At 64.4% G+C, this 14,871-nt stretch carries 19 protein-coding genes; 10 read left to right on the forward strand and 9 right to left on the reverse strand.

Going from position 1 to position 14,871, the window contains the following annotated elements:
- Positions 1-2 precede the first annotated feature (2 nt).
- The 3 genes from GV068_RS05480 to GV068_RS05490 form a co-directional block, all read right to left on the reverse strand.
- Complete coding sequence (locus GV068_RS05480; RefSeq protein ID WP_159696373.1) at positions 3-698, reverse strand: TIGR00266 family protein; 696 nt, start codon at positions 696-698, stop codon at positions 3-5.
- 52 nt (positions 699-750) lie between these two features.
- On the reverse strand, positions 751-1,326 hold the full coding sequence (locus tag GV068_RS05485; RefSeq protein ID WP_159696374.1) for a TerD family protein: 576 nt from the start codon (positions 1,324-1,326) through the stop codon (positions 751-753).
- Positions 1,327-1,448: 122 nt separating this feature from the next.
- Positions 1,449-2,495: a DUF475 domain-containing protein gene (locus GV068_RS05490; protein WP_159696375.1), complete on the reverse strand. Its 1,047-nt coding sequence runs from the start codon at positions 2,493-2,495 to the stop codon at positions 1,449-1,451.
- Between the two features lie 129 nt (positions 2,496-2,624).
- On the opposite strand from GV068_RS05490, the gene GV068_RS05495 reads away from it, so the two are divergent.
- The 8 genes from GV068_RS05495 to GV068_RS05525 all read left to right on the forward strand — a co-directional run bounded on the left by GV068_RS05495 (position 2,625) and on the right by GV068_RS05525 (position 9,309).
- Positions 2,625-3,533 carry a LysR family transcriptional regulator gene (locus GV068_RS05495; RefSeq protein ID WP_159696376.1) on the forward strand — a complete coding sequence of 303 codons (909 nt, stop codon included), beginning with the start codon at positions 2,625-2,627 and terminating at the stop codon, positions 3,531-3,533.
- Between the two features lie 47 nt (positions 3,534-3,580).
- The gene (locus GV068_RS05500; protein ID WP_159696377.1) at positions 3,581-4,921 is read left to right on the forward strand and encodes a hemolysin family protein; all 1,341 of its coding nucleotides are present in this window, start codon (positions 3,581-3,583) and stop codon (positions 4,919-4,921) included.
- A 106-nt stretch (positions 4,922-5,027) separates the two neighbouring features.
- On the forward strand, positions 5,028-5,831 hold the full coding sequence (locus GV068_RS05505; protein WP_201303246.1) for an alpha/beta fold hydrolase: 804 nt from the start codon (positions 5,028-5,030) through the stop codon (positions 5,829-5,831).
- A 1-nt stretch (position 5,832) separates the two neighbouring features.
- A complete protein-coding gene (locus tag GV068_RS05510; RefSeq protein ID WP_159696378.1) occupies positions 5,833-7,401 on the forward strand; it encodes an ATP-binding protein in 1,569 nt (522 codons plus the stop codon).
- A gap of 80 nt (positions 7,402-7,481) precedes the next feature.
- Positions 7,482-7,697 (forward strand): hypothetical protein, encoded by a 216-nt coding sequence (locus tag GV068_RS05515; RefSeq protein WP_159696379.1) that lies wholly within the window; start codon positions 7,482-7,484, stop codon positions 7,695-7,697.
- A 10-nt stretch (positions 7,698-7,707) separates the two neighbouring features.
- A complete protein-coding gene (locus GV068_RS05520; protein WP_159696380.1) occupies positions 7,708-8,130 on the forward strand; it encodes an HIT family protein in 423 nt (140 codons plus the stop codon).
- A 152-nt stretch (positions 8,131-8,282) separates the two neighbouring features.
- Positions 8,283-8,456 carry a hypothetical protein gene (locus GV068_RS24905; RefSeq protein WP_201303247.1) on the forward strand — a complete coding sequence of 58 codons (174 nt, stop codon included), beginning with the start codon at positions 8,283-8,285 and terminating at the stop codon, positions 8,454-8,456.
- Between the two features lie 97 nt (positions 8,457-8,553).
- Entirely contained in the window at positions 8,554-9,309 is a 756-nt protein-coding gene (locus GV068_RS05525; protein ID WP_159696381.1) for a TerC family protein, read from the forward strand.
- Positions 9,310-9,335: 26 nt separating this feature from the next.
- Here the strand turns inward: GV068_RS05525 and map are convergent, their stop codons facing one another.
- The 3 genes from map to GV068_RS05540 all read right to left on the reverse strand — a co-directional run bounded on the left by map (position 9,336) and on the right by GV068_RS05540 (position 11,240).
- Positions 9,336-10,103: a type I methionyl aminopeptidase gene (map, locus tag GV068_RS05530; protein WP_159696382.1), complete on the reverse strand. Its 768-nt coding sequence runs from the start codon at positions 10,101-10,103 to the stop codon at positions 9,336-9,338.
- The gene (locus GV068_RS05535; RefSeq protein WP_159696383.1) at positions 10,100-10,342 is read right to left on the reverse strand and encodes a ParD-like family protein; all 243 of its coding nucleotides are present in this window, start codon (positions 10,340-10,342) and stop codon (positions 10,100-10,102) included. The genes map and GV068_RS05535 overlap by 4 nt, the downstream gene beginning before the upstream one ends.
- 73 nt (positions 10,343-10,415) lie before the next feature.
- Positions 10,416-11,240, reverse strand: a complete 825-nt coding sequence (locus GV068_RS05540; protein WP_159696384.1) for an alpha/beta hydrolase — start codon at positions 11,238-11,240, stop codon at positions 10,416-10,418.
- Between the two features lie 59 nt (positions 11,241-11,299).
- Here GV068_RS05540 and GV068_RS05545 point away from each other — a divergent pair, with 59 nt between their 5' ends.
- Together GV068_RS05545 and GV068_RS05550 are read left to right on the forward strand one after the other, a co-directional pair.
- Positions 11,300-11,854 carry a DUF2975 domain-containing protein gene (locus GV068_RS05545; protein ID WP_159696385.1) on the forward strand — a complete coding sequence of 185 codons (555 nt, stop codon included), beginning with the start codon at positions 11,300-11,302 and terminating at the stop codon, positions 11,852-11,854.
- A complete protein-coding gene (locus GV068_RS05550) occupies positions 11,854-12,090 on the forward strand; it encodes a helix-turn-helix transcriptional regulator (protein WP_159696386.1) in 237 nt (78 codons plus the stop codon). The genes GV068_RS05545 and GV068_RS05550 overlap by 1 nt, the downstream gene beginning before the upstream one ends.
- Here the strand turns inward: GV068_RS05550 and GV068_RS05555 are convergent.
- From GV068_RS05555 to cyoE, 3 genes are all read right to left on the reverse strand, one after another.
- The gene (locus tag GV068_RS05555; RefSeq protein WP_159696387.1) at positions 12,045-13,163 is read right to left on the reverse strand and encodes an AI-2E family transporter; all 1,119 of its coding nucleotides are present in this window, start codon (positions 13,161-13,163) and stop codon (positions 12,045-12,047) included. The genes GV068_RS05550 and GV068_RS05555 overlap by 46 nt on opposite strands.
- Before the next feature lie 193 nt (positions 13,164-13,356).
- Positions 13,357-13,947, reverse strand: coding sequence for an SCO family protein (locus GV068_RS05560; protein WP_159696388.1), 591 nt, complete (start codon positions 13,945-13,947; stop codon positions 13,357-13,359).
- A 3-nt stretch (positions 13,948-13,950) separates the two neighbouring features.
- Positions 13,951-14,844 (reverse strand): heme o synthase, encoded by an 894-nt coding sequence (gene cyoE, locus GV068_RS05565; protein ID WP_159696389.1) that lies wholly within the window; start codon positions 14,842-14,844, stop codon positions 13,951-13,953.
- Positions 14,845-14,871: the final 27 nt, after the last annotated feature.

Below are 14,871 nucleotides of genomic sequence, written 5' to 3' on the forward strand. Positions count from 1 at the left end.
GTTCAGCGCGCCGGAGCCTGCATCCAGGCTTTGAATGCCATCCGGTTGCGCGAACATACGTAGACTTTGCCTTTGCCCGAGAAGCGGAGCACCATGCCCTCGCCGCTGGTCTGGCTGTTGATCAGGTTACCCAGGAAGCCACCGCTCTGACCGGTCGTGATCGAGATCTCGTAGCGCAGTCCGCTGTCCCAGCACACCACATGCGAGTTGTCGATGATCGCGTCCTTGCCCGGCTCGACCTCCAGCATCGACATCGAGCCGAAACCCGACACCACCACCTGGCCGCTGCCCGTCGTCTCGGTGACGAAGAAGCCGCCGCTCTGCGCGAACAGGGCGTTGCCCAGGCTCTGGGTGCGGACCTTGAGGTCTACCCCGGAAGTGGCGGCGACAAAGGCGCCGTCGCTGATGATGTACTGGTTCGGACCGCAGTCGATGGTCTGCATCGCGCCCGGCAGGGTCGGCGACAGCAGGCAGTCGCCGTCCCCGCGGGTCGCCTCGATGTGCTGCTGGAAGAAGGACTCGCCGTTGGCGAAGGTGCGCATCAGCGCGCTGCCGAGGCCTCCCTTCATCTTGCCCTTCAGGTCGAGCGTCGATTCCATCATCACCATCGCATCCGATTCGCAATAGATGGTTTCGCCGCGTCGCATCGAGACATGCAGGAAGGGATCGACATCCCCGGTCACGGTAAATACTGGCATTTGGCTTCCTTTTCAAATACGGCCCGCATGCGCGGGCCGCATGCCGGTTCTGTTAGACGTTGACGCCGTAGTTCTTGGCGAGAGGCCCGAGGCCGCCCGCAAAGCCCTGGCCGATGGCGCGGAATTTCCAGTCCGCGCCGTTACGATACACCTCGCCGAAGATCATCGCAGCTTCCGTCGAGCTGTCTTCCGACAGGTCGTAGCGCGCGATCTCGCTGTTGTTGGCCGCGTTGACGCAGCGGATGAAGGCCTTGTTGACCATGCCGAAGTTCTGGCGGCGGGTCTCGGCGTCGTGGATGGTCACGCCCAGCACGACCTTGTCGACGTCGGCCGGCACCTTGGACAGGTCGATCGACACGGTTTCGTCGTCGCCCTCGCCTTCGCCGGTACGGTTGTCGCCCGAGTGGACCACGGAGCCGTCGGCCGACTTCAGGTTGTTGTAGAAGATGAAGTCGCTATCCGAACGCACCTTGCCCTGCGCATCGAGCAGGAACACCGCGCCGTCGAGGTCGAAGCCGGCGCCGTCGGTGGCGCGGGTGTCCCAACCGAGGCCGACCTTCAGCTGGGTCAGGCCGGGAGCTTCTTTCGACAGGTTGACGTTGCCGCCTTTTTGCAGACTGATTGCCATGATTGTGACTCTCCTAAAAAGTTACTGCTTGAACACCGGGGGTAATACGCATGCGGAGCTGGTGTTCTGCCGCTCCGCGTGCGGTTCTTGCCGGCGCCGGTCTCCCGGCGCCCCTTGATTCCTTACGCAGCCAAAGCCGCGTGCTTCTTCTTGTGCTTGATCGAGCTCCACAGCGAGGCCAGGATGAAGGCCACGCCCACGCCGCCGGTGATCAGCTCAGGCACGTGCATGTGCATACTGAGCAGCATGATCACGGCCAGGATACCGATCGCATAGTGCGCGCCGTGCTCCAGGTAGACAAACTCGTCGAGCGTGCCCTGGCGCACCAGGTAGACCGTCATCGAACGCACGAACATCGCACCGATCGCCAGGCCCAGCATGATGATCACGACGTCGGTGGTGATCGCAAACGCGCCGATCACGCCGTCGAAGCTGAACGATGCGTCGAGCACTTCGAGGTACAGGAAGCCGCCGATACCGCCCTTCTTGACCATGTCGCCGACATTGCTGTTCTCATCCGACTCGCTCTTCTCGAGCAGGCTCGAGATCATGTCGACACCGATGTACACCAGGATGCCCCACAGGCCGGCGACCAGCACGATCATGCGCTGCGCGTCCGGCACATAGCTGGTCGCGAACATCAGGGCGCCCAGGGACACCAGCACCGAGATCGACGACACCTTGCCGAGCGAACCCAGCTTCTTCTCGACGTTGCCGAGCCAGTGCACTTCCTTCTCGTCATCCAGCAGGAAGTTCAGGAAAACCAGCAGCAGGAACATGCCGCCGAAGGCCGCCACTTCCGCGTGGTGGTTGGTCAGGTGCGAAGAGAACTCCTTCGGATTGCTCAGTGCCAAGTTCCAGACTTCCATGATGCCCAGATCGGCCGCCACGGCGACGATCACCAGCGGGAAGACCAGGCGCATGCCGAACACGGCGATGATCATGCCCAGGCCCAGGAACAGCTTGAGCCAGAATTCGTTCCAGCCTTTCAGCACCGAGGCGTTCACCACCGCGTTGTCGAAAGACAGTGAAACTTCCATCACCGACAGGATGGCCGTGACGCCGAGCGCCGTAATCATGCCGGCGATGCCGCCATGGTCGTAGCCCCACCAGCCGGCGAGCGCCATACAGACGGCGGTCACAATGAATGACCACGTAAAGTGCTTCATGTTTTCGTTCCCCTTGTTGTTGAGTTAGCGGCTTATTGATTTGTTCAACCGACAGGCGCAAGTATGGGGCTTGCAGCTTTATAGAAAAAGCGAAGATAATCGAAGAATTACTTCATAAAAACGGAAGAGATGAACCATAGCCCCCCGAATTTCCGCCACCTGTACTACTTCTGGGTGGTTGCCAAGGAAGGCAGCATCACGCGCGCCGCCGAGCGCCTCGGCCTGGCCATCCAGACCGTCAGCACCCAGCTGGCCCAGCTCGAGCAATCGATGGGGAAGGCCTTGTTCACCCAGCAGGGCCGGCGCCTGAACTTAACAGAAGCCGGGCGCCTGGCCTTGTCCTATGCGGACCAAATCTTCCTTCTGGGAGAGCAGATGCAGGAAGCGATGGCCGAGGCCGACAGCGCGCGCACCCGGCTGACGGTCGGCATCTCGGATTCGCTCCCCAAGCTGACCGCCTATCGCCTGCTGGAAATCGCCACCCAGCTGCCGCGCCCGGTGCGCCTGGTGTGCTACGAGGGCGAATTCGACGAGCTGCTGGCCGATCTCGCCCTGCACAAGCTGGACGTGGTGCTGACCGACCGCGCGGTGCGCTCGGGTACGACCTTGCGCGTGTTCAGCCATTTGCTGTCCGACAGCGAGACCATCGTGGTCGGCGTCCCTGCCCTGGCGAAGGACTGGGGCGCGGACTTCCCGCGTTCCCTGAACGGCGCGCCGTTCCTGCTGCCGACACGCAATAATGCCCTGCGCGGGAAGATCGACGAATGGTTCGAGCTCTCCGGCGTGCGGCCCGACGTGGTCGGCGAGTTCGAGGACAACGCCCTGCTCAACACCTTCGGCCGGCGCGGCCTCGGCCTGTTCTTCGCCCCGGCAGCCCTGGCCCACGACATCGAGGAACAGTTCGGCGCCATCCTGGTGGGGCGCGTACCGCAGGTGCGCGAGCACTTTTATGCCGTTTCGAATGAGCGCAAGATCAAGCACCCGGCCGTGGAAGCCATCCTCTCCGCGGTCCATAAGGGGGTGCTGGCAGGCACATGACGGTACAATGGAGACGGCTATTGCTATTTTTTAACTAAATCTCTTCAATGGAAAACTTTTTATTTGTCGTTCTCGCCCTGTTCCTGGTGGCGCTGAACGGCTTCTACGTGGCGGCTGAGTTCAGCATCGTCACGTTGCGCAAGACCCGCGTACGCGCCATCGCCAAGACTGCCGGCCTGCGCGGACGCATCCTAGGCAAAGTCCACGACAAGCTCGACGCCTACCTCTCCGCCTGCCAGCTCGGCATCACCCTCGCCTCGCTGGGCCTGGGCTGGGTCGGCGAACCGGCGTTTGCCAGCCTGCTCGAACCGGTGTTCGCCTTACTGGGCGTCACCTCCCCCGAACTGATCCACGGCGTCTCCTTCGTGGTGGCCTTTTCGGTCATCTCTTTTCTCCACATCGTGGTGGGCGAGCTGGCCCCGAAAACGCTCGCGATCCGGATTCCCGAAGTGGTGGCGCTGTGGTGCGCCATCCCGCTGTATGCGTTCTACTGGGCGATGTACCCGGCGATCTGGCTGCTCAACGCCAGCGCCAACATGGTGCTGCGCATCGCCGGCCTGGCCGGCAGCGGCAGCCACGAGACCCACTACTCGACCGACGAGCTGAAGATGATCCTGCGCACCAGCACGCCGGGCGAGAAGTTCACCAACGACGAGCGCAACATCCTGGCCCAGTCGCTCGACTTCAGCCAGCTGGCGGTGTCCGACCTGATGCGGCCGATCAACGAGGTCAGTGCGCTGTACGCCAGCCGCACCCTGGAAGAAAACATGGAAACGGTGCGCCGCAACCGCTTCTCGCGCTATCCCTACTTCGACGAAGAGGGCGAGGAAGTGCTGGGCGTGATCCACCTGAAGGACCTGTTCTTCGCCCAGCAGGCCGGCCGCACCATCACCGACCTGACCCAGCACCTGCGTCCGGTCGAGACCATCTCGGCGCGCACCAAGGCGCAGGACATCTTCCGGCGCTTCCGCAGCGGCGCCCCACACTTCGCCCTGATCGGCGAGAAGGGCAAGCGCCCGGTCGGCTTCATCACGCTCGACAACCTGCTGGGCGCGATGGTGGGCGAGATCCGCGACGAGTTCCGGATGAACGAGAACGACTGGATGTCCCAGCCCGACGGCACCTACATCGGCAAGGCCAGCCTGCCGATCTTCTCGCTCGAGCGCCTGCTCGGGATCGACATCGACAACGAGGAAATGGGCCTGGACGACGTCGAATCGGTCGGTGGCCTCCTGATGGCCAAGCTGGGCGACATCCCCAAGCAGGGCCAGCGCATCGGCTTCCCGCAGTTCGACGTGGTGGTCAAGAAAATGAACGGTCCGCGCATCCTGCTGGTGAAGGTCTTCCCCCGGGTGGAACGCGAAGACGGGCACGACGAGCACGACTGAAACGTTTCCAGCGCCACGATGTCAACAAGTTGTTGCGTTTGCAATATCCGAAGCGCATACTTGTGGTTGCAGGGTTTCCCCGGCGGTTGCAACCACGAGGAGCATCATGTCCGTGCAAGTCCGTAACAACGTCCACATCAGCGGCGGCGGCGGGGCCACCATGGTGTTCTCCCATGGTTTCGGCTGCGACCAGACCATGTGGCGCTACCTGACCCCCGCGTTCGAAGACCGGTTTCGCGTCATCACCTATGACCTGGTCGGCAGCGGCCGCTCCGACCTTTCCTACTACGACCGGCAGCGCTATAGCACTCTTCACGGTTACGCCGACGACCTGTTGCAGATCCTCGACGCTTGCGCCACCGGTCCGGTGGTGCTGGTCGGGCACTCGGTGAGCGCCATGATCGGCATGCTCGCGACCATCAAGGCGCCCGAACGCTTCGTGGCCCAGGTGATGGTGGCGCCATCAAGCTGCTACATCAACGATGCCGGCTACGTCGGCGGCTTCGAGCGCGGCGACATCGACGAGCTGCTCGAGACCATGGAAGCGAACTACCTCGGCTGGTCGAGCAGCCTGGCGCCCGCCATCATGGGCGCGCCCGAGCGCCCCACCCTGCGCGACGAACTTACCGACAGCTTCTGCCGCAACGATCCCGACATCGCCAAGCACTTCGCACGCGTGACCTTCCTGTCCGACCACCGCGCCGACCTGCCGGCATCCACCACGCCGGCCCTGATCCTGCAGTGCAGCGAGGACCTGATCGCGCCGCGCAGCGCCGGCGACTACCTGGCCCGCCACCTGCCCTCTTGCGAGCTCCATGTGATCGACAACATCGGGCACTGCCCGCACATGAGCGCGCCTACCGCCAGCTCGCGCGCGATCGACGCGTTCCTGGCCGCGACCCTCGACTAGCATGGACAGCGAAGCGACCCAGGCCGATGCGCTGTACGACGATGCGCCCTGCGGCCTGCTGCTGGCCGACGCCGACGGCCTGCTGCTGCGCGCCAACGGCACTGCCTGCGGCTGGCTCGGCTTCGAGCACGGCGAACTGGCCGGGATCGTGCGCATCCAGGACCTGATGACGGTCGGCGCGCGCCTGTTCCACCACACCCACTGCGTGCCGGTGCTGGAGGTGCGCGGCTCGGTGGCGGAGCTGCAGATCGACCTGCGCCACCGCGACGGCACCCGCCTGCCGATGCTGGTGAACATCGTGCGCCGGCGCATCGGCGACGCGGTGCGCGACCAGTGGGCCCTGTTCATGGCCAGCGAACGCCAGTCCTACGAGCGCGAGCTGCGCAACGCGCGCCGCGCCGCCGAGGAGGCGCTGGAAGCGCGCCGCGGCGCCGAACTGCAGCTGCAGGCCCTGAACGCCGCCCTGTCGGCGGCCGACCGGCGCAAGGACGAATTCCTGGCCACCCTCTCGCACGAGCTGCGCAATCCGCTGGCGCCGCTGCGCAGCGCGCTCGAAGTGATGCGCCACCTGCCGGCGGCCGGCGGCACCCATGCGCGCCTGCTGTCGGTGTTCGACCGCCAGCTGCACCACCTGACCCACCTGGTGGACGACCTGATGGAAGTCTCGCGCATCACCCAGGACAAGATGGAACTGCGCCGCGAACCGCTCGACCTGGCGGCCCTCGCCCGCGCCGCCGTGTGCGACACGGCCGGCCTGATGGAGCAGGCGCACCATCGGCTCGAGGTCGAGCTGCCGCCGCACCCGGTCCTGGTCGACGCCGACCCGACGCGCATCAACCAGGTGCTGGTCAACCTGCTGACCAATGCCGCCAAGTACACGCCGGACGGCGGCCGCATCAGGCTCACGCTCGGCATCGAGACTGGCGACGCGGTGCTGGCGGTGCGCGACAACGGCATCGGCCTGCCGCAGCACGCACTGCAAACGGTGTTCGACATGTTCTCGCAGCTGGAGCCGGCGCTGGAGCGCGCGTGCGGTGGCCTCGGGATCGGGCTGTCGCTGGTGCGCGGCATCGTCGAACTGCATGGCGGCAGCATCGCGGCCGACAGCGAAGGCGAAGGCAAGGGCAGCTGCTTCACGGTGCGTCTGCCGCTGCTGCGCGGCGCCGTGCTGCCCGAACCGACGGCGGCGCCGACACCCGCGCCGGCGCGCATCCTGGTGGTGGACGACAATGCCGACGCCGCCGAAATGCTCCTGATGGCGCTGCAACTGTTCGGCTGCGAAGTGCGCGCCGCCCACAGCGCCAGCGCGGCGCTCGACATGGTGCAGGAATTCGCGCCGGAAGTCGCCCTGCTCGACATCGGCCTGCCCGACATCAACGGCTACGAGCTGGCGCGGCGCCTGCGCGAGACCGAGGTGGGACGCAGCATGCGCCTGATCGCGGCCACCGGCTGGGGCCAGGAAAAGGACCGCCAGCGCGCCTTCGACGCCGGCTTCGACCACCACCTGACGAAGCCGATCGACTTCGAGCGGCTGCGCAGCGTGCTGGCGCCACCGGATGCACCTGACTGAGCCGTGACAATGTGCTCATTTTCAGTCCGGTGCGCATGGTATGCTGGGCTTTCGTTCCATGTTCATGTTTCGGTGCATCCGTGAAGAACATTCATTTTCCCTTGCGCGTCCAGCTGGCCTTCTACGCCTTCGCCCTGAGCTTGTCCACGGCGGCCATCAAGTGCTTCTCCCTGCTCAGCGGCGTGGCGTTTCCGAACGTTTTCTACCTCATCGGCGGCGTCATCAGCGTGGTCATCTTCTGGCTGTTCCTGGCCCTGATGCTGAGCGTGATGTCCTGGACAGACGAACGGGCGTAAAGGAACCCCGATGGACTACGATTCCCACAATCCTTTCGCCCGGATCCTGCGCGGCGAACTGCCCTGCGTGAAGGTCTACGAAGACGCCTTCACGCTCGCCATCATGGACATCATGCCGCAGGCCGAGGGGCATGTGCTGGTACTGCCCAAGGAGCCGGCGGCCGAGCTGTTCGACCTGTCCGACGAGGCCGCGGCCGCGTGCATCCGGACCACGAAGAAAATCGCGGCGGCCGTCAAGGCGGCCATGGAGGCGCCGGGCATCATGGTGGCCCAATTGAATGGCAGCGCGGCCGGCCAGACGGTCCCGCACGTCCACTTCCACATCATCCCGCGCGAACAGGCGGCGGCGCTCAAGCCGCATGCGGCGGTGGCGGCGGACGCCGAGCAGCTGCGCGCGCTGGCCGAGCGCATCATTGCGGCCCTGCCCACCTAGTCTCACCGAGAAATCCGGTCCAGACGTCCTTCGATGAGCGATGAGGGTCAGATCTAACATTCCAACACGAACTCAACAATATTGCGGAAGAGGCCGTGTAGAAATGTCAGACCTGACCCTCATCTGTCTTCAATGAACTACAAGGAAATAACATGTCAACTTCCGAAAATCCCAAGAACCGCGCATGGATCGGCGCAGGCCTGTGCTTCGGCGTGGCGATCGGCTGCGGCATCGGCGTGGCGATGAACAATCTCGCGCTGGGCATCGGCCCGGGAATCGCGATCGGCGTCGGATTCGGCATCCTGATGTCGAAGCGGCGGCGCTAAGGGGGGTGCGTTTCTCGATCTGACCCGTGCCCCTCGCAGGCGCGCTCGTCGCGGCGCCCCGCGCTGCTACCATGGTGTTTTTTAACAGGGAGCGACCATGGAATTACTAGCCGACCCGAACATCTGGATTGCCTTCCTGATGCTGAGCGCCCTCGAGATCGTCCTCGGGGTCGACAACATCATCTTCATTTCGATCCTGGTCGGCCGCCTGCCGCCCGAAATGCGCGACAAGGCGAGGCGCCTCGGCCTGGGTTTCGCCATGGTGTCGCGCCTGCTGCTGCTGTTCTCGCTGAGCTGGGTGATGGGGCTGACGGCGGATCTCTTCAATGTAGCCGGCCAGGGCATCAGCGGACGCGACCTGGTCCTGCTGTTCGGCGGCCTGTTCCTGCTCTATAAGGCCTCGCACGAGATCTTCGTCGAAGTGGAAGCCAAGGACGCGGCCGGGCCGCAGGATGTTGCCGGCACCGCCGCCGCAGCCGCGGCGAGCAAGAAGCTGTTCTGGAGCATCATCGGCCAGATCGCCGTGATCGACATCGTGTTCTCGCTCGACTCCGTCATCACGGCGGTCGGGATGGTGGACCACATCAGCGTGATGGTGGCGGCCGTGATCTTTTCCGTGCTGGTGATGCTGGTGGCGGCCAAGCCGATCGGCGACTTCGTCGACCGCCATCCGTCGGTCAAGGTGCTGGCATTGGCCTTCCTGGTCATGGTCGGCATGGCGCTGACGGCGGAAGCCTTCGATGCCGACATCCCGAAGGGCTATATCTACGCCGCCATGGCCTTCTCGCTGGTGGTGGAGGGCCTTAATATCCGGGCGCGCGCCAAGCGCAAGGCCTTGCCACCGAGGGTCTGAGCTTGACGTGACGGTGCCGGCCAAACTCAAGCCGGCATCGTTTCCCCGGGCCGCAGCGTCAGCACCCGGAAGCCGCTGCGCGTCACCGCCACCGTATGCTCGAACTGCGCCGACAGCTGGCCGTCGACAGTGACCACGGTCCAGCCATCGTCCTCGGTGCGCACTGCCCGGCGTCCCTGGTTGAGCATCGGTTCGATGGTGAAGGTCATTCCTTCGCGCAGCACCAGGCCGGTCTGCGGCCGGCCCCAGTGCAGCACCTGCGGCGCCTCGTGCATCTCGCGCCCGATGCCGTGGCCGCAGTATTCCCTGACGATCGAATAGCCGTGCCTGCTTGCGTGGCGCTCGATCGCGTGGCCGATGTCGCCCAGCCGGGCGCCGGGGCGCACCGCGCGGATGCCCTTCCACATTGCCTCGTAGGTCACCTTCACCAGCCGCTTCGCGCCTGGCGCCACCTCGCCGACCAGGTAGGTCTTGCTGGAATCGGCGATGTAGCCGTTCTTCTCCAGCGTGATGTCGAGGTTGACGATGTCGCCGCTTTGCAGGATCTCGGTGCTCGAGGGCACGCCGTGGCACACCACCTGGTTGCGCGAGGCGTTCAGCGCATAGGCGTAGCCGTATTGCCCCTTGCTGGCCGGGCGCGCCGCCAGCTCATCGACGATGTAGCGTTCGACCAGGTCGTTGACCTGCATGGTCGACATGCCCACCAGGCTTTGCCGGTCCAGGAAGGCGAACACCTGTGCCAGCAGCCGGCCCGACTCCGCCATGAGCGCAAGCTCGTCCGCGCGCTTGATCATGCGGCTGATGCCTTGACGGCTTCGGGTACGCCTCCCGCCACCCTTACCTTCTCGGGCGCGACGCCGGCCGCCTTCAGCTCAGCCGCGACGATCTCGTTGAAGCTCAGCGTCGGATTCATTTCGCACAGCATGCCGACCTTGATCCAGAACGCCGCCTGGGCATTGATCGAGCGGCAGGACACGCTGCTCGCCTTGCGGATCTGGTCATGCACTTCGTCGTCGATGTTCACAATACCCACAATACACTCCATATATGTTCCATATACGGATTATATACTGAACGGACGAAATGGCAAAACAGCCGAACCCTGCTTACAGGGCTTGCACGAAGCTGCAATACGAGGCGATGGCGCCCGCACTGCGCAAGGCATTGTTATGGCCGGCCTCGTCGAGCACCAGCAAGCGCTTGTTCTTGTGCGGGATGGCGTCGAATACCTGTTTTCCCATCCATGCCGGTGTCGTGTCGTCCTTGCCTGCGGCAACGACCAGGGTCGGCCCTGCGATACGGCGCGCGGCGATGCGGTTGTCGACCTGCTCCAAGGAGGCCTGCATGTCGAGCTGAACGAAAGGCTTCGCATACCAGGGGACCTTCGATTTGACCAGTTCAGGCACGCTGGTTGCGGTCGTCTCCAGGACCGCTCCGAGGACTGGCCGCGCTTGCGCCACCCAGGCGGCCATGAAGCTTCCCAGGGACTGTCCATGGACCACGACGCGGCCGGGATAACGCGTATTCAAGGCATCGAACACGGCAAGCGCATCGGCCTTCATGTTCTCGACATCCGGCGTACCCGTGCTGCGTCCGTAGCCGCGGTAATCGAAGACGGCCACATTCGTGTCGCAGGCCGACAGCATCCCCAGCAGCGATTCCGCATGCTGATCCAGGTGGAACATGTTGCCGCCGAAGTAGAGCACGGTGGTGCGCGCCTGCGCGCGCTCGGCAAGGACGCCGTGCAATTGGGCGCCGTCCTGTGTCGGCACCGCCAGTTCGGTGACGGACTTGCCGGCAAAGCGTTTCTCGATGACCGTCCCCGCCGGGTCAGGCCGGATGAAGTGACGCTCGGTGACGCGCATCTGCGCGCATCCGGCCAAGGCAACAGCGCCCATCATCGTTACTGCGAACAAGGCAATACGCATCATGTCTCCTGTTATACTGATCGTTATGGGGTAATTAATTACTATAAAACGATAATAAATTAATGTTTAACGATAAGTCAACAAGACCTTACATTCGGCTCGTCCGCCTGCTTGCCGCGCTGCTTGGTCTGCTGCAGCTCGCCTACTTCCTGCTGTCCTGGTGCTGGCCCGAGGCGGCGCAGATCGGCCGCGTCTCCGTATCGTTCACTCCGCGCGGCCTGGAAGCTGGTGCAGTGACCGGACTGACGCAAGGAATGCGCTGGACGGGCATCCTGATCGCACTGCCGGCCCTGCTGATGCTCGGCTATGCATTGCTGCGCCTGGACCGCATGCTCCGGGCCTGCGCCCAAGGGCGGATGTTCGCGCTCGACACCGTCGCCCACATGAAGGCCTTCATCGGCTGCGTGCTGGCCTCCCTGGCGCTGGGCATCATCGAGCCGGTGCTGCGCACCCTCGTATGGCGCCATGGATTCGGCAGCACCGCCAAGGGCTTTTTCGGTGTTGGAGTCTCGTCCGAAGAACTGACGCTGCTCCTGATCTGCGCGCTGTTCTTCGTTGTCGCTTCCTTGATGCATGAGGCACGCCGGATTGCCGAGGAAAACGAGGGCTTCGTCTGATGGCGATCGTGCTGCATCTCGACGTGTTGCTGGCCCAGCGCAAGATCAAATCGAAAGAGCTGGCTGCCTATGTCGGCATCACGGAACAGAACCTCAGCCTGCTCAAATCCGGCAAGGTGAAAGGGATCCGGTTTTCGACACTCGAGAAGATCTGCGAGCGGCTCGATTGCCAGCCCGGCGACATCATCCGCTACGTCCCTGGCGCCTTGGTATCGGAGGACGGCCCCGAGATGTAGGGGTGAGGGTCTTCCTTGTCCTGGCGGATCACCCGGTCCGGCGTGCCGGTCCACTCGGTCATGAGGGAGTAGCCGACCGCCAGCAGGGTCGGGCCGATGAACATGCCGACGAAGCCGAAGGCGATCACGCCGCCCAGCACGCCCAGCAGGGTGAGCAGGAAGGGCAGGCTGCTGCCGCGGCTGATCAGCATCGGGCGCACGATGTTGTCGACGCCGCTGATCAATACCGTGCCCCAGATGATCATGAAGATCGCCCAGCCGGTCTCGTGCTGCAGGAACAGCCAGAAGGCAGCGCCGCCCCAGATGATGGGCGGACCCACCGGAATCAGCGAGGACACGAAGACCAGCACCGACAGCAGCGGCACCGCCGGCACGCCCGCGATGGCGAAGCCGATCGCCGCCACCAGCGCCTGCGCCAGGGCGGTGCCGAGCAGGCCGTACATCACGCCGCGCACCGTCTGGCTGACCGTGTTCGAGACCGACTCGGCGCCCTCGCCCATCACGCGGCGCATGGTCACCGCGACCACCTCGAGCAGGGCCTTGCCGTCGCGGTAGAAGAAGAAGCTGACGAAGGCCGCCAGGCTGAGCTGGACCACACCGGTGCCGAGCATCAGGCCGCCGGCCAGCAGGTAGCGCCGCGCCGGCTCGAGCATGCGCTGCGCCAGCGCGATCATCTGCTCGCGGCTGGCGACCAGTTCGCGCAGGTATGCGTCGATCGAGGCGCCCACCAGCGGGATCTCGCGCACCCAGGGCGGCGGCAACAGCTCGCGGTGTTCGATGGCGGTGCGCAGATCCGTGAAGCCATGGGCGACGTCGTCGGCCAGGTTGTAGGCGACCATCGACAGCGGAATGATGATGAGCAGGGTGAGCGACAGCGTCATGGTGAGCGCCGCCAGCGTGCGGTGGCCGCGCATCGCGCCCTGCAGGCGCAGGTAGAGGGGCCAGGAAGAGATCACGACGCAGGCCGCGAACAGGATCGCGGCCAGGAAAGGCTTGAGGACGTAGAGGCAGCCAAGCGTCAGCAGGACGACAATGGCGATGCGGGTGTAGTTCCTGCCTGGTCGTTGTTCCATGCGGCCCCTGTCGAGTGGTGTTCACACCATCATAACAGCAGTGGTAGGGCAACCTCGATAACCTACTGCGCGTTGCAATGGCGGCCTGCGATGCTCGCTGTACTCCTCGTACAGCTGCGCTTCTCGGCCACCATTGCGGCCGCTCGCTACGGTTCTCGAGGTGCCTGAAGCGCTAACTTAAAACAGATGATGCTTACAGCAACTGACGCAGGTCGGCCGCGATGGCGCCCGGTTCGGCTTCGTGGCGCACCAGCAGGCGCACCCTACCCTCGCGGTCGAACACGTAGCTGCCGGTCATGTGGTCGACCGTGTAGTTCTTCGGGTCGTCGCCGTTCGGACGCTTGGTGTAGAACACCTTGAATTCCTTGGCCGTGCGCGCGGTGGCTTCCAGGTCGCCGCGCAGGCCGATGAAGCTCGGATCGAAGGCCGGCACGTAGGCGGCCAGCAGTTCCTGGGTGTCGCGCTCCGGGTCGAGCGTGACGAACAGCACCTGCACGTCCTTGCCCGAGGGGCCGAGGTCCTTCATCACGGCGGCCATTTTCGCCATCGTGGTCGGGCACACGTCAGGGCATTGGGTATAGCCGAAGAACAGCACCACCACCTTGCCCTTGAAGTCCTTCAGGGTGCGCGGCTTGCCGGTATGGTCGGTCAGCGAAAAGCCCTTGGCGTAATCCAGGCCGGTGATGTCGGTGCTGTTGAAGGATGGGGTCTTGGTCGACAGCTTGTCGCAGCCGGCGGCCAACACCGCCACGGTCAGCATCAGCGCGGTCAGGATTTTTTTCATGGTTCAGAACTTGAAGTAGTGGTCGACCAGCAGTGCGGCGAACAGCAGCGACAGGTAGACGATGGACCAGGTGAATGCGCTACGCGCAGCCAGGTCGCTGTAGTTCTTGTGCACGCGCCAGGAGTGGCGCAGGAACACGGCGTTGAGCACGACGGCGGCGGCCAGGTAGATCAGGCCGCTCATACCGACGGCGAAGGGCAGCAAGGTGGTGGCCGCCAGCGCGATGGTGTAGAGCCAGACCTGCAGGCCGGTGTACTGCATGCCGTGGGTGATCGGCAGCATCGGCAGGCCGGAGCGGGCGTAGTCCTCGCGGCGGTACATGGCCAGCACCCAGAAGTGCGGCGGGGTCCAGACGAAGATGATCAGCACCAGCAGCCAGGCTTCCATCGGCACGGCATCGGCCACCGCAGCCCAGCCCAGGGCCGGAGGCATGGCGCCCGACAGGCCGCCGATCACGATGTTCTGCGGCGTGGCCGGCTTGAGCAGCATGGTGTAGATGAAGGCGTAACCGACGAAGGTGACGAAGGTCAGCCACATGGTGAGCGGATTGACGAAGGCGTACAACACATACATGCCGAGGCCGCCGATGATCGCCGAGAAAATGATCGTCTGGGTACTGGTGAGCTCGCCCATCGCGGTGGCGCGCCGGGCCGTGCGCGCCATGCGCGCGTCGATCTCGGCCTCCACCAGGCAATTCACGGCAAAGGCGGCGCCCGCCAGCAGCCAGATGCCGGCGGTGCCGGCGACCAGCACCTGCCAGTCCGGGAAACCGTCGGTGGCGAGGAACATCCCGATCACGGCGCAGAACACGGCCAGCTGCGTGACCCGTGGTTTGGTCAGGGCCCAGTACTGGGCAACGCGGCTCGGGGATTTGTGGAGGGCTGTCTGGGTCGTCATCAATGGGGTGCTGGCTGGCTCGGAACG

This window comes from Massilia sp. 9I (genome assembly GCF_902506415.1).
Taxonomy (GTDB): domain Bacteria; phylum Pseudomonadota; class Gammaproteobacteria; order Burkholderiales; family Burkholderiaceae_D; genus Telluria.

Bases quoted from the DNA above. Each gene is read 5' to 3' on its own strand.
- GV068_RS05480 (WP_159696373.1), bottom strand. From the start codon at position 698: ATGCCAGTATTTACCGTGACCGGGGATGTCGATCCCTTCCTGCATGTC.
- GV068_RS05485 (WP_159696374.1), bottom strand. From the start codon at position 1,326: ATGGCAATCAGTCTGCAAAAAGGCGGCAACGTCAACCTGTCGAAAGAA.
- GV068_RS05490 (WP_159696375.1), bottom strand. From the start codon at position 2,495: ATGAAGCACTTTACGTGGTCATTCATTGTGACCGCCGTCTGTATGGCG.
- GV068_RS05495 (WP_159696376.1), top strand. From the start codon at position 2,625: ATGAACCATAGCCCCCCGAATTTCCGCCACCTGTACTACTTCTGGGTG.
- GV068_RS05500 (WP_159696377.1), top strand. From the start codon at position 3,581: ATGGAAAACTTTTTATTTGTCGTTCTCGCCCTGTTCCTGGTGGCGCTG.
- GV068_RS05505 (WP_201303246.1), top strand. From the start codon at position 5,028: ATGTCCGTGCAAGTCCGTAACAACGTCCACATCAGCGGCGGCGGCGGG.
- GV068_RS05510 (WP_159696378.1), top strand. From the start codon at position 5,833: ATGGACAGCGAAGCGACCCAGGCCGATGCGCTGTACGACGATGCGCCC.
- GV068_RS05520 (WP_159696380.1), top strand. From the start codon at position 7,708: ATGGACTACGATTCCCACAATCCTTTCGCCCGGATCCTGCGCGGCGAA.
- GV068_RS24905 (WP_201303247.1), top strand. From the start codon at position 8,283: ATGTCAACTTCCGAAAATCCCAAGAACCGCGCATGGATCGGCGCAGGC.
- GV068_RS05525 (WP_159696381.1), top strand. From the start codon at position 8,554: ATGGAATTACTAGCCGACCCGAACATCTGGATTGCCTTCCTGATGCTG.
- map (WP_159696382.1), bottom strand. From the start codon at position 10,103: ATGATCAAGCGCGCGGACGAGCTTGCGCTCATGGCGGAGTCGGGCCGG.
- GV068_RS05540 (WP_159696384.1), bottom strand. From the start codon at position 11,240: ATGATGCGTATTGCCTTGTTCGCAGTAACGATGATGGGCGCTGTTGCC.
- GV068_RS05545 (WP_159696385.1), top strand. From the start codon at position 11,300: ATGTTTAACGATAAGTCAACAAGACCTTACATTCGGCTCGTCCGCCTG.
- GV068_RS05550 (WP_159696386.1), top strand. From the start codon at position 11,854: ATGGCGATCGTGCTGCATCTCGACGTGTTGCTGGCCCAGCGCAAGATC.
- GV068_RS05555 (WP_159696387.1), bottom strand. From the start codon at position 13,163: ATGGAACAACGACCAGGCAGGAACTACACCCGCATCGCCATTGTCGTC.
- GV068_RS05560 (WP_159696388.1), bottom strand. From the start codon at position 13,947: ATGAAAAAAATCCTGACCGCGCTGATGCTGACCGTGGCGGTGTTGGCC.
- cyoE (WP_159696389.1), bottom strand. From the start codon at position 14,844: ATGACGACCCAGACAGCCCTCCACAAATCCCCGAGCCGCGTTGCCCAG.